Annotated in this window: 11 protein-coding genes; 7 read left to right on the forward strand and 4 right to left on the reverse strand. The window is 40.7% G+C overall.

Features of this window, described 5'->3' with window-relative positions:
* The first annotated feature begins 11 nt into the window (after positions 1–11).
* From sucD to pgaD, 6 genes are all read left to right on the forward strand, one after another.
* Positions 12–902: a succinate--CoA ligase subunit alpha gene (gene sucD / locus HADU_RS00050; RefSeq protein WP_008301898.1), complete on the forward strand. Its 891-nt coding sequence runs from the start codon at positions 12–14 to the stop codon at positions 900–902.
* 149 nt (positions 903–1051) lie between these two features.
* Positions 1052–3505: a porin gene (locus tag HADU_RS00055; RefSeq protein ID WP_034591912.1), complete on the forward strand. Its 2454-nt coding sequence runs from the start codon at positions 1052–1054 to the stop codon at positions 3503–3505.
* Between the two features lie 50 nt (positions 3506–3555).
* The gene (gene pgaB / locus HADU_RS00060) at positions 3556–4953 is read left to right on the forward strand and encodes a poly-beta-1,6-N-acetyl-D-glucosamine N-deacetylase PgaB (RefSeq protein ID WP_008301901.1); all 1398 of its coding nucleotides are present in this window, start codon (positions 3556–3558) and stop codon (positions 4951–4953) included.
* 50 nt (positions 4954–5003) lie between these two features.
* Positions 5004–5309 carry a hypothetical protein gene (locus HADU_RS15745; protein WP_008301902.1) on the forward strand — a complete coding sequence of 102 codons (306 nt, stop codon included), beginning with the start codon at positions 5004–5006 and terminating at the stop codon, positions 5307–5309.
* Positions 5306–6568 (forward strand): poly-beta-1,6-N-acetyl-D-glucosamine synthase, encoded by a 1263-nt coding sequence (pgaC, locus tag HADU_RS00065; RefSeq protein WP_008301903.1) that lies wholly within the window; start codon positions 5306–5308, stop codon positions 6566–6568. Before HADU_RS15745 ends, pgaC begins: the two co-directional genes overlap by 4 nt.
* Before the next feature lies 1 nt (position 6569).
* On the forward strand, positions 6570–7151 hold the full coding sequence (gene pgaD, locus HADU_RS00070; protein WP_008301905.1) for a poly-beta-1,6-N-acetyl-D-glucosamine biosynthesis protein PgaD: 582 nt from the start codon (positions 6570–6572) through the stop codon (positions 7149–7151).
* Here the strand turns inward: pgaD and pgaB (HADU_RS00075) are convergent.
* The 4 genes from pgaB (HADU_RS00075) to HADU_RS00090 form a co-directional block, all read right to left on the reverse strand.
* Entirely contained in the window at positions 7129–8331 is a 1203-nt protein-coding gene (pgaB, locus tag HADU_RS00075) for a poly-beta-1,6-N-acetyl-D-glucosamine N-deacetylase PgaB (RefSeq protein WP_034591915.1), read from the reverse strand. The genes pgaD and pgaB (HADU_RS00075) overlap by 23 nt on opposite strands.
* 178 nt (positions 8332–8509) lie before the next feature.
* On the reverse strand, positions 8510–10216 hold the full coding sequence (locus HADU_RS00080) for a flotillin family protein (protein WP_008301911.1): 1707 nt from the start codon (positions 10214–10216) through the stop codon (positions 8510–8512).
* A gap of 82 nt (positions 10217–10298) precedes the next feature.
* A complete protein-coding gene (locus tag HADU_RS00085) occupies positions 10299–10934 on the reverse strand; it encodes a YqiJ family protein (protein WP_008301914.1) in 636 nt (211 codons plus the stop codon).
* Between the two features lie 582 nt (positions 10935–11516).
* Entirely contained in the window at positions 11517–12059 is a 543-nt protein-coding gene (locus HADU_RS00090) for a hypothetical protein (RefSeq protein ID WP_008301916.1), read from the reverse strand.
* Between the two features lie 321 nt (positions 12060–12380).
* Between HADU_RS00090 and cysD the strand changes: the two genes are divergently transcribed.
* Positions 12381–13295: a sulfate adenylyltransferase subunit CysD gene (cysD, locus tag HADU_RS00095; protein WP_008301918.1), complete on the forward strand. Its 915-nt coding sequence runs from the start codon at positions 12381–12383 to the stop codon at positions 13293–13295.
* Positions 13296–13431 lie beyond the last annotated feature (136 nt).

Here is a 13431-nt window from a genome sequence, read left to right on the forward strand (position 1 = left end):
GGAGTATCACAATGAGCGTATTAATTAATAAAGACACCAAAGTTTTAGTTCAGGGTTTTACTGGTAAAAACGGAACTTTTCATTCCGAGCAGGCAATTGCTTACGGTACTAAAGTGGTCGGTGGGGTAACACCGGGCAAAGGTGGTCAATCACATCTGGATCTGCCAGTATTTAATACCATGCGTGAAGCGGTAACAGAAACTCAGGCCGATGCTTCTGTAATTTATGTACCTGCACCATTTGTATTAGACTCTATTGTGGAAGCGGTTGACTCAGGTATTGAGCTGATTGTAGTGATTACTGAAGGTGTACCAACACTGGACATGCTAAAAGCCAAGCGCTATCTGGAAACCAATGGTAATGGCACGCGTCTGATTGGCCCAAACTGTCCGGGTATTATTACGCCTGAAGAATGCAAAATCGGAATTATGCCAGGCCATATCCATAAGAAAGGCAAGATCGGGATTATCTCTCGTTCAGGTACTCTGACTTATGAGGCTGTATCGCAAACGACTAAACTGGGTCTAGGTCAATCGACGTGTATTGGTATCGGTGGTGATCCAATTCCAGGTATGAACCAGATTGACTGCTTGAAACTGTTTGAAGAAGACCCTGAAACAGAAGCTATTATCATGATTGGTGAGATTGGTGGTACAGCTGAAGAAGAAGCTGCTGAATATATTCAGTCTAATGTAACTAAGCCTGTGGTGGGTTATATTGCGGGTGTGACAGCACCGAAAGGAAAACGTATGGGACATGCCGGTGCGATTATTTCAGGTGGCAAAGGCACCGCGGAAGAAAAATTTGCAGCCTTTGAACGTGCTGGCATGGCTTATACCCGTAGTCCTGCTGAGCTTGGTTCGACCATGTATCAGTTGCTGAAAGATAAAGGCTTAATCTAAACAATAAAAGTCCAACATAAAGCCCTCTTATTGAGGGCTTTTTTTAGAAGAAATACATAATAGTTTGGTCTGACAGGATGAAATTGTGAGCTAAATCGCACTTTGTTATAATGTTTGTATAAATAAAATACATAACAAGACAAATGCCAATGCTAAATAACAATAACTATTACTCAATCGCCTATGTGTTGCTTGCTACAGGAATCAGCTTGAATCCTTTATATGCAGCTATTACAGACACGCAAAGGCATCAGGTGGTCAAGCAAATTAAGTCTGGGGATACCCAAAAAGGTCTTAAAATACTCGCAGAAATGGTACGCAAAGATCCTGCGAACATGAACCTGCTGGCTGACTTTATTTTGTTAAGCCGACAATATAATTCCCCCCTAATTCAGCAAGATTACAATCTGAATCACTTAAAAATTTCAACATATCCAGTCTATGGGCAACTGCCTCTGGTGATGTTATTGCGTGATCAGGGTAAATTTTTGCTGGCTGAACAATATGCAGCAAAATTTCAGAAAAACAGCACAAGTGATATTCCATGGGATTTATACCGTGGCATGTTGCTTGCGGAAAGTGGTCAGTTGGAGCAGGCAGAGCAACAAATCAGGAAAGTTGACCAGAAACAGCTGAATGCTGATCAGCTGGTACAATTGGCTTATACCTATCGCTTATTAAGACAACCTATACAGGCACTGAATACCGCAACTCGCGCTTTATCGATGAGTCGTTCGGAAAGTGTGCAGGAACAGTATGTGCTGGCTTTGGCAGCCAGTGCTGATTATGACAGTGCAAACCGTTATTTACAGCAGGAGGGTAAAGGGCAAAGTCGTCTCAAACATGAAGTACAGCTGATCAAGTTTAGTCAACATATTCGTAATGCCATTGATTTCTATAAAGTACAAAGTGAAAAGGATCAGGGCAAAATTGCCTATACAGAGCTGGATCAGGTGATTTCGGAAATGCAGGCTTATGAAAATGAGCTAGCCCAATATCCCGAGTTACGTCAAAGATTTTATTATGAATATATTTTTGCCTTAAGTGCACGGCAACGTTCTGCTGAAGCTTTGGCCCAACTGGCTAAAATCAATCAGCCGGTAGAACAGATGCCTGCCTATACCAGACATGCACTAGCTGATAGCTATTTGCGCAACCATAAACCAAAGCAGGCGGAAATATTGTACCGCAGTCTGTTTAAAGAAAAGAACTATGTGGACTATGACGTCTATGCAGGTCTGTACTATAGCTTGATTGAACAAGAAAAATTTAAAGCCGCTGATGAAGTAATTAAGGAAATGGATCAGCGCTTACCAATCTTCTTCTATAGTCAGGCTAAAGGTGTAGACCGTACGATTCATATGGACCGGGATGAGTATGTGATCTTAAGAGGTCTTCATTATAGTTATAAAAACCAGCTGGATAAGGCAGAACTGTATTTTCAGGACCTGGTAAATAAATCTCCAGGAAATCGTAATTACATCAATTATCTTGCGACTATACAGCGTTGGCGTGAAAAACCTTTGCAAGCACAGGCAACAGTTTCCTTACTCAATGGTACAGAGCCATCAACACAAGCCACCCGAATTAATAGCATGCAAAATGCACAAGCTGTCTTTGATGTGCAGACATGGCGTAGTAGCAATACTGATCTTTTAGAGCGGGCAGGAACTGATACCGGGGTAGTACGTAGTCATAAGGAGCTCAAAGATCGTGAGCGGTTTACCATTTCACATAATAGTCTTTATGCGAAAAGTGAAACGGATGATCAAGATCTGGTCAATAATCTGAATGGTTCTCGTGAGAAACAAAGCTGGACGCGACTCAATACCCCATGGTTTTCGGATTATTACCGTGCTTTTGTGGAGCATCAGTACCGTAGTGGAGAGTATGAAGAAGGTAAGCGAGATGATCAACGGATCGGTGTAGGACTGGAATGGGTCGATAACCGTAAGTATGCCACTATAGCACTTTCACAAGCGACCGAGGGTGATCGCTTTGGTGTGAATATAACCTGGAATCACTGGTTAAGTGATCACTGGAATTATGGTCTGGCTTATAACAGCCAGGCAGAGATTCCATTGCAGATACAGGATGAACATGAAGGGCAGTCTTATCGTTTCGACTTAAACTGGCAACAGCATGAATCTACAAAGGCTGGATTGAGCTATCAGTTTACTGATATTGATGACGGAAATGAGCGTCAGGAACTAGGTACCTATTTCAAGCAACGTATTTTCCAGTCTCCACATCATTTAACCCATCTGAACTTATATGGATTTTGGGCATCGAATAAAGATGATGTAGAAACTTCCTATTTCAATCCATCTTCAAGTTGGAGTGCAGAAGCAGGTCTGGAACATGATTGGGTAACCTGGCGTAGTTATGATCAGTCGTTGACTCAACGTTTTTCATTAAATCTTGGTGTATTTGACCAGGAAGATTATGACTCAGGCCTGATTTATTTGGCGAAATATCAACACCTCTGGCAAATCACCAGAACTTGGTCCCTGAATTATGGGGTGTCCTATGGGCAACACCCTTATGACGGTGAAGATGAAAATAGACTCGAAGCAAGTTTTGGATTTGAAGGGAGATTCTAATGAAAACAATAAAAAATACACTCGCTCTATTAGGATGCTTAACTCTTTTTATGGCATATACTCATGCTGAAAATAAAGCGATGGATCTGCCTGAAAACCAGTTCGTAACACTCACTTTTCATGATGTCAGGAATGATGTAGCACGTCAGGGTGATCGTGATCAATATGCAATTAGTACTGAATATTTGGCGCAATATTTTGCTTGGTTAAAACGTGAAGGTTGGAAAACTATTTCTTTGGAAGATATCCGCCGTGCCCGTGAGAAAAAAATTCCATTACCAGAAAAATCGGTACTTTTGACCTTCGATGATGGGGCACTAAGCGGATATACCCAAGTATTTCCTTTATTAAGGCAATATAAATTACATGCCGTTTTTGCTATTCCAACCAGCTGGATTGGTACCAAGCATAAAGATGCCATAGAGTCCTATGGGGCAAATAATCTGATGAATTGGGACCAGATGCGGGAAATGCAAAATAGTGGCTTGGTCGAGTTTGTATCGCATTCACATAATCTGCATCGTGGAGTTATTTCGAATCCACAAAGAAATATGCAGCCTGCTGCAACTGCACGTATATATGATCTGACAAAGGCACGTTATGAATCTGACCTCGCTTATAGGCAGCGTGTGCTGGAAGACTTAAAGCGTTCTAAAGCCATTCTGGAACAGGAATTGTCAGTACCGACTCATGCTATTTTCTGGCCCTATGGTGCTGTAACAGCAGAAACAGAAGATATTGCTAAGCAGGCAGGACTAAGCATGTCTTTTAGCCTCGGGACTATGGCGCCATTGGCTGATTCAGTAAAAACTTATCAGCGTGCCTTGATTATGAATAACCCGAACCTGGCAGAAATTAAAGAGGCAATGTCTGAGTTTTTGTATCACACCAAGCAACCCTATCTGGAGCAGAAGAGCTTTATTCAGTTTAATTTGAAAGATCTTGCGCAGCCCAGTATAAAACAGGCTGATGAAAAACTCGGTCAGTTCCTCAACCAGTTAGATGCGCTGAAAACCAATCAGCTGATCTTGAAACCTGTTGCCGATCTCGATGGTAATGGCACGGTTGATGTAGCTTACTTCCCGAACAGCCAGTTAAAAATGCAACAGGATTTACTGAACCGTACTTTATGGCAAGCACGTACCCGTACGTATCAGCGTGTTTATGCAGAGTTACCGCTCAGTATGATGAATCAGGGCTATAATATGGTCCAGCTGGTTGAAGATATATTCAAATATAACAGCAATCTGGAAGGCTTGGTGATAGATGCTGGCCAAGAGTTAAATTGTGCTGTAGAGAGTACACAGTGGTCGGCTGAATGTAAGAAACAGATTGAGCGAGTTATTAACTTAAAACAAAATACGAGTCGACGTGCCAAATACTATGCCAATATCAGTAATGTCTATTTGGCAGTACTGAAAATAAATACCCATAAAACTATGGGCTGAAGGCCTTATTTGAAACCTTAGCAGATGATTCAGACTATATCTATCTGGTTTTGGATCAAAAAACCAGCAAAGCTGAGCATAACCAGTTGCTCAAAAATATTCAGCAGTTGACCTCCGTACAAAAACAACGTTTGATGATCGGTTTTGATTTGGCAGGTCAATCAGAACAAGATCAATGGATTACTAATAGTATTGCGAATTTACGTAGACAAGGTATCCAGAAGATTTCGCTTGAAAATTATAACTTTAAAAATGCCGGGCAGGTTCAACAGAGACTTTATGCATCGATTAGCTTAAACAGTAATCCTTTCGTTTATCGTGATCCCTTTCAGGCTCAGCAGGGAGAACGTAAATGATTAATAGTATCAGTTTACATGATGTCATCTTTGGCTTTGCTTTTTTCTATCCATTGTTTATGGCCTGGATGTGGATTGCTGGCGGAATCTGGTTTTTTATAAAACGCGAACTGAATCAGAAAGCATTACCTGAACCCAAAGAAGCAGGTTGTAGTATTTTAATTCCCTGTTTTAATGAGGCTGAACAGGTCAAGCAAACTATTCGCTATGCCATGCAAAGTCAGTATCCAAAATTTGAAGTGATTGCGATTAACGATGGCAGTTCGGATCAGACTGGAGAGATTCTAAATGAACTGGCAGAAAAATATCCAAAATTACGTGTAGTACATTTGGCAGAGAACCAGGGTAAAGCGTATGCACTACGTGCAGGCGCAATGGTAAGTGGTTATGAGTACCTGATCTGTATTGATGGCGATGCTTTAATGCATCCACATTGTGTACTCTGGATGATGCACCACTTAACCATGTTCCCGCGTGTCGGAGCGGTAACGGGTAACCCGCGTATTATCAATCGCTCCAGCATACTAGGCAAAGTCCAGGTTGGAGAATTTTCTTCTATTATCGGATTGATTAAGCGGGCACAACGTACTTATGGTCGTATTTTCACTGTCTCTGGTGTTTGTGCCGGATTTAGAAAAACTGCTCTGGATCGTATTGGTTACTGGCGTGATGACATGATTACCGAAGATATTGATGTGTCATGGCGTTTGCAGTTTGATCATTGGGATGTGCAGTATGTCCCTCAAGCACTCACCTATATTTATATGCCCGAAACTTTTAAAGGGTTGTGGCAGCAGCGATTACGCTGGGCACAAGGTGGTATTGAAGTACTCTTTGCCTATATTCCTAAAATATTTAAATGGCGTTTGCGCCGCATGTGGCCGATCGCACTGGAATCTGTGATTAGCGTGTTATGGGCATATACCATGTTTGGTGTATTTGTCTTGTTCTTTTATGGTTTGTTCTTTCCTGTGGCCCCAGAGTGGTATATCAATTCTCTGTTGCCGCAGTGGTATGGTGTGATTCTCGGCGCAAGCTGTTTGATTCAGTTCATGGTCAGTCTATGGATTGACCGCAGATATGATAAAGGTCGAATGTTTAGAAGTTATTTCTGGGTAATCTGGTACCCACTATTTTTCTGGATTTTAACCATGTTAACGACCGTTGTATCGTTGCCGAAGACCATTTTTAAAACCCAAACCCGTGCACGGTGGATCAGTCCAGACCGAGGCTTCCGTGGTGAAACAGAGGTAAAATAAGGTGAAAAACAATAAAAATATTCCTGCCAAGCCGCAGGTTAAAATTGCCGAGTATATGGAGCTCCCAACAACTGTTGAACTTTCTGAACTCAGTGTCGCAGCAACTGTTAAAGAATCTAAACTCGATATTCCGGAGTATATCGATGTTCCAGAATATGTAAGTGGTCGAACGAGTGGTTATAGCCTGATGGCACTAGGCTGGATGGCGTGGATATGGTTATTTATGCCATTGGCCTCCCTGGGTTTATGGTGGTTTGAATCGAGTCTGATTGTTGATCATGTGTTAATAGACCATAAACCTTATCAGGGAATGACGCTACTTGAGCTGGCCCTACTGATTATTATTGCTTTTTCAAGCTTGCTGTTATGGGCGTGTTATAACTGGATCCGATTCAATCGAGTAGATCGGCGTTCGGCACCTAGACCGGTTGAACTTCAGGAGATTGCTTATAGCTTTGAGGTTGAAAAGCATGCTCTACTGGAAATGGTACAGGCCAAACAATTGACCCTGTACTATAATCAGGAGGGGAGATTAGAGCAGTACGACATACAAGGTAGGCCTATGAAAATTTCTTTGGCTTAAAAATCGTTGCATGTGGGTGTGGCATAAAAGGATCTTCTGGATAATAGCCAATATGCTGCACTCCTTGTTCTTTTAATAGATGTACCGTTTCTAATAACTCCTCATTTGAAAGTTTATGCTGTGTATTCCAGTCTATGGTTTGAATTTCAAAAATGGTCCGAGATAGAGTAGGGTCATACTGCCGTGCTTTTTCTACCAAATTAAGATAGAACTTGGAATGGTCCGGAGCTTTTTCCATATAGGGCATAGCCATAACAGCATTATAATCATAATGCTGTAGGGTACTTGAGGTTGATTGTGCAAACCATTTCTCGCTTTCAGGATTTAACATCACAGGCGCATAAGAGTTTCGGGCGAATTTGAGGGAGGGATGGGTGATTTTAAGCTTATTACTCAATTTTAAAGCAAGGTTATCTAAATAGGCGGTTTTAGCTTTAGCAAACTTCATTTGTTCTGGATGTTGAGGATGACGTAATATTTTTTCAGCATCTTTAAATCCCCAATATTTATATACTTGCATGGCAGAGGGGGAACTATCCTCATAGTCATTCAAGGTAATATCATCATGATACAAAATACCGTCCACAGTTATTTTATCTGTTAATGCCTTATAGATATCATAGACATAATCAAAGTTTTTTGGATCAAATGGCGACAGGCGAATATAACCTTTTATGTTCTGATTTGTAGTTTCTACATAATTTGCCCGGTAGTGCTTTGGCAGTTCCCAAGCCCACATGGGTAACCAGGCATAGATTTTTTTAACAGTGGTGCGATTTCGAATCTGTTCAGTGACTTTTTTAAATAAATCTTCCCTGACAGGCATATGTGGGTTAGGGAAATACACTTCATTTGCTGAACCATTAGCATCCTCATCAGCATAAGCCTGTAAAAAAATAGTATTAGGCTGGACAGTCTCTATACGCTTGATTAACTGGTTAATATTACGTGTCATCTGACGTGGATCAGGGTCATAAATATAGTCTAAATCAAGATGCATAATTGACATCTCTAATTGTTGGTTCTTCTGGTACCTTTCAATTAATGATGAAAAAGATAAAGGTTTGGTCAGGGCATTTGACGAGCTAGAAAAGGTGCTAAGTAAACTTAAAGAGGTAATTAAACCTAAGCTTAAAGTTATATTGAGTGCAGATTTTCTGGAAGGAGTTGTATTTTTCATTATGCTATCCAGTAATTATCGTTGTTATAAATTTTCTTATCTTAATAATCCATCATGAGAATGATGCTTATTCGCTTTCTTTACTGATAGCATGTTTATTTGAAAATATATGTGTAATTTTTGAAAAAAGCTTCCATCTTGGAAGCTTTTTTGTTTTAAAAATTTTAGCGATAAATTTTTAGGTTTTCGTTTTTAAACTTTGTGTCATCCCATTAATATCACCACCCTGAATGCCTAACTCACTCATCAGACTGTCAATGAGCGGAGCTTGACTACGGTAGCGTAGAGCACTATTTACAACTTGGTCAGAGAGAGGAACATTACTACTTTCATGATGGGCATCTGCCTGACAAGAACCTGTATGTGCTCCGTGAAGGCCATTCACCTGAAGAATTTTTATATCATCAATGTTTTCCATTGGCTTAACGCTTTCACGGATAATTTCAGGTAGGTATTTGAGCATTGCCAGACGGATCTGCATTTCTACCTGCTCTGAAGACAGTACATTGTTAGCTTCATTCACTGCACGGGTACCTTCAGCATCGACCTGATACTGTTTCTCCATTGCCTGAGCCAGGAGAACTTTAGCATCTGCTTCCCCCTTGGCTTTTAAACGAACTTTTTCAGCTTCTGCTTCAGCGGCAATACGAATCGCTTCTGCATCATCAGCCGCTGCCTGTTTACCTGCTTCAGCAGCCACGGTAATCGCAATTGCATCTTTCTCGGCCTGTTCTTTGGCAGCCACCAGTTCAACTGCTTTTTGACGTTCTGCCTGCTGAATCTGACGTACTGTTACGACTTCTTCTTCAGCTTTTACTGCTTGAGCACGGGCAAGATCTGCTTGTGCTTTGGCTTCAGATTCGGCACGAGATTTTTCAGCAATCGCAATCGCACGGTCCTGTTCAGCCAGTTCAATGGTTTTCTTTTGTTCAACCTGAGCTTTTTGAATAATCTGTGCTTTCTGGATATTTTCATTTTCGACATCACGGGCAGCCAGAATACGTTTTAATTCTACTTCGCGTTCAGCCGCAATACGTGCTTCCTCTGCTTCACGTCTTTTAGCAGCTTCTTGGGCGGCAATTTCAGCCAGCTGTTCAGCGCGACGAATCGAAATCTCACGTTCCTGTTGCAGCTTGGCGTATTCTTCTTCACGAATAATCTGTAAGCGTGCCTGTTCAGCTTCAAGATTCTTGGTTTTAATTGCCAGGTCAGTATCCTGTTCAATATGGTTGCGTTTACGGCGACGGTCTTCAATGGTTTCAGTCAGTTTGGTCAGACCTTCAGCATCGAAAGCATTTTGTGGATTGAAATATTTGAAGCCAGTCTGATCCAGACCTGTTAAAGAAACAGTTTCAAGTTCAAGACCATTTTTATGCAGATCTTCCGACACGACTTGCTGTACTTTTTGTACAAAGTCGACACGCTTTTCATGAAGTTCTTCCATCGCCATTTCAGCAGCTACGGCACGTAACGAGTCCACGAATTTGCCCTCTACCAGATTTTTCAGCTCGTTCGGCGACATGGTTTTTTGACCAAGGGTTTGTGCTGCCGTTGCAATTGAATCTGCGGTTGGTTTAACCCGGACATAGAATTCGGCCATAACATCGACACGCATACGGTCGCGGGTAATCAGTGCCTGATCATCAGCACGGCGAACTTCCAGACGCAGGGTATTCATATTTACCGGTATAATTTCATGCAATACCGGCAGAACCAACGCACCACCGCCTAGAATGACTTTCTCCCCGCCAAAACCGGTACGGACAAAAGAAATTTCCTTACTTGAACGACGGTAAAGGCGAGCGATGATCAAACCAAAGGTGATCAGGCCGGCAAAGATAACCCCAGTAATGATTAAAATGTTATATAAATCAAAATTTAGCATTGTTGTTTGTTCTCTGTTTTAGCGTATTTGAAAATATAATTTTGGATTAAATAATAAATATAAAGTAAGAGAGAATAAGTATTTAGACTTTCATGGCCTGGAAGCCATTACGGGTTTTATCCATTAAAATTACAGATTGGCCCTGTTTCAGGATTTCACCATTGGCAGGTTCGACCAGCACATAATGGGTATGGCCATACTGATCCTGAACTTTGGCTTGTGCTGGTGAGTTGGCACGAGCATCGCCGAGGATAATGATTGCAGTTCGGCCAATCAGTTCTTCGATATGAATCGCAGTGGTTTCATCTTTTGGCAGGATCTTTTCAGCTATTTTGGCATTAAAACGGACCAAGGGCATGCACAGGAACAGGCAGGCGGGAGAAATGATCCAGCCATTAATTAAATGGCCAGTAAAACGTTCAAATATACCTTGAATCAAAAGACCGCTTAAGCCATAGGTGGTCAGGAAAATGATCAGCCAGATAAAGAGAGGAAGTTGTCCCAGATACAACCAGTCAAATACCTTGCTAAAGATATTGGGGTTATTGGCAGGATGAAGGTCTACATGATGCGAGTCTTCAGGTAAGAGTTGGTCAAAAACACTTTGTGAACCACCACCCAGAAACAGCAATATACATTCCAGCGCTGCAAACATCAGCATCAGGCTAAGACTGATACTGAAAACAACATTCGACGGTTCGGTAAAAAGCTCCCACATTCCTTCGGGTCTCTATCTATAATTATGTTTGGCAAAATGAGTAACAATAATTCTTACTTATAAAAAGATAACATTGATTATACATTTTGCAATCTAAATACACACAAAAGTAGCGGATATGAAACTTGAAAAATTTAAATATTTGGAAATTAGATTGAATTCTTGTATGAGTTATCAAATTAATATTTTAGAAAACAATAGCTTCAAAAATATGACAATATCTTAATAAATTTATGAATAAATGGATAAAAAATTAACATGGTCACAGTTTTGTTGAAGCTGAAATTCGAATGAAACAGGCATTTAGGTCAGTGACAATGACTTTATTTGATCGAAGGATATCTTAATAAGCACTTTCTAGTATCGGATAGGAGGTATGTAGTAATGAATGCGAGAAAGCACAATATTAAACATTTTTAATATTCATCCTTCTTTTTAAAAGTATATGTCTGTCCTACTGATCTTAAAATATTTGATTTATATAAATATTTTGACATAGGGATTGCCTAAAGAAGGCTAAATTGAATCGAGTTGATCGCATGTATATCGACTCTATATTTAACTCAATTAGCCTAAGTAGAGTTACAACGATGACGTCTGAATCCGTACTTTCATATCTAAAGCTTGCTGAAGAATATACGCTTTCATCCATTGTACCTGTTCACCCATAGGGTTGGTTTTCACCGCTGTATTAAGGAACTCTAGTTCAGGTTTGCTAAATAGCTGGTCTTCAAGTGTCTGTTCAAGTGTTTGGCTATTTGCGGCTAAAGGCAGGGCAACCAGATAAAATGCTTTAGGGTAGTTATAAAAAGCATATAAAAGGTTGAAGGCTTTCTGGTCACCTTTCAGATTGCCTGCACCAATTTCATATTTCGGATTCTGGTTACTATGCGTCAGGCCGATAACGTATTCAGCATTATTGTCTTGCAGGCGCACTCCGAACTGTAGACCAATCTGATCTGCAGTCAGTTCATGCTCTATATAGACGTTTAAAGCATTACCATCATCAGCAAAGGGTTCTTGTAATACCAGCATGTGCTGTTGATGCTGATAGATATAGCCAGCCAGTTTGGCCTGTTCAAGACGGGTCTTTAAAGTGTCTAAGGTATATTGAGTAAATGGCATGTCTAAATTTAGATCCATAGGTACTAGGATTACTCTAGATGGTTTTGCTACCGTTGGGAACAGGTACTTTAGATGATTTATCTATGAAGTTATTGCTAAAAAATAGTAGGTTTAAAAAGCTAAATAGAAGAAAATACTAAAATTCAAAGCATTAAAAATCACTAGATTGAATAAAACTAATAATAGATATCAGTGAAGTTTTATATGATGTTTTGATATATGGATAGCACAAAACAAGAAAACGTTATGAAAACTTAATCACTATAATGAATATAAATTTTATAAAGTGTAATAAGTACACGTGTAATACGCAGGTTGTCCATGTCATTAAATGAGGAAAGACTTACTCATCTTAAACAGCTTGAAGCTGAGAGTATTCACATCATTCGCGAAGTTGCTGCCGAGTTTGAAAACCCAGTCATGCTTTATTCGATTGGTAAAGATTCCGCGGTAATGCTGCATCTAGCATTAAAAGCGTTTTACCCTGCAAAACTTCCATTCCCGCTACTTCATGTAGACACGGGCTGGAAATTCAAAGACATGATTGCCTTCCGTGACAACATGGCAAAAACTCATGGCTTTGATCTGATCGTGCATCAGAACAAAGAAGGTCGTGATGCGGGCGTAAACCCATTCGACTATGGTAGCTCTAAATATACTGACATTATGAAAACCCAAGGCTTGAAACAGGCTTTGGACAAATATCAGTTTGATGCTGCTTTTGGTGGTGCACGTCGTGACGAAGAAAAATCACGTGCCAAAGAACGTGTTTATTCATTCCGTGACTCGAAACACCGTTGGGATCCGAAAAACCAGCGTCCAGAACTTTGGAACCTTTACAACGGTAAAGTGAACAAAGGCGAAAGTATTCGTGTATTCCCATTGTCTAACTGGACTGAGCTGGACATCTGGCAATATATTTACCTAGAAAATATCAAACTTGTTCCATTGTACTTAGCTGCTGAACGTCCAGTCGTTGAGCGTAATGGTACGCTGATTATGGTGGACGATGAGCGTATGCCTTTAAAAGAAGGTGAAGTTCCACAAATGAAATCGGTACGTTTCCGTACTTTAGGTTGTTACCCATTAACGGGTGCAGTTGAATCCACTGCCAACACCTTGCCGGAAATTATCCAGGAAATGTTGCTTGCAACCAGCTCTGAGCGTCAAGGTCGTATGATTGACCATGATGAGGCAGGTTCAATGGAGAAGAAGAAGCAGGAAGGCTACTTCTAAGCATCTTCAAATCTTCCCCTAACCCCTTCTTTGATAAAGAAGGGGAACTCCCAACGGAACGGAGCCAAATCTCCCTTTATCAGAGGGAGACTTAGAGGAATTCAAGATTAAACCGATTTCTTAAGCATTTGTGGAG

It is taken from the genome of Acinetobacter sp. HA (assembly GCF_000264725.1).
Classification (GTDB): Bacteria; Pseudomonadota; Gammaproteobacteria; order Pseudomonadales; family Moraxellaceae; genus Acinetobacter; species Acinetobacter schindleri.

What these genes read in the sequence shown, in the direction of transcription:
- sucD (WP_008301898.1), top strand. Translation starts at nt 12, where the DNA reads ATGAGCGTATTAATTAATAAAGACACCAAAGTTTTAGTTCAGGGTTTT.
- HADU_RS00090 (WP_008301916.1), bottom strand. Translation starts at nt 12,059, where the DNA reads ATGCCATTTACTCAATATACCTTAGACACTTTAAAGACCCGTCTTGAA.
- HADU_RS00085 (WP_008301914.1), bottom strand. Translation starts at nt 10,934, where the DNA reads ATGTGGGAGCTTTTTACCGAACCGTCGAATGTTGTTTTCAGTATCAGT.
- pgaC (WP_008301903.1), top strand. Translation starts at nt 5,306, where the DNA reads ATGATTAATAGTATCAGTTTACATGATGTCATCTTTGGCTTTGCTTTT.
- cysD (WP_008301918.1), top strand. Translation starts at nt 12,381, where the DNA reads ATGTCATTAAATGAGGAAAGACTTACTCATCTTAAACAGCTTGAAGCT.
- pgaB (WP_034591915.1), bottom strand. Translation starts at nt 8,331, where the DNA reads ATGAAAAATACAACTCCTTCCAGAAAATCTGCACTCAATATAACTTTA.
- pgaB (WP_008301901.1), top strand. Translation starts at nt 3,556, where the DNA reads ATGGCATATACTCATGCTGAAAATAAAGCGATGGATCTGCCTGAAAAC.
- HADU_RS00080 (WP_008301911.1), bottom strand. Translation starts at nt 10,216, where the DNA reads ATGCTAAATTTTGATTTATATAACATTTTAATCATTACTGGGGTTATC.
- HADU_RS00055 (WP_034591912.1), top strand. Translation starts at nt 1,052, where the DNA reads ATGCTAAATAACAATAACTATTACTCAATCGCCTATGTGTTGCTTGCT.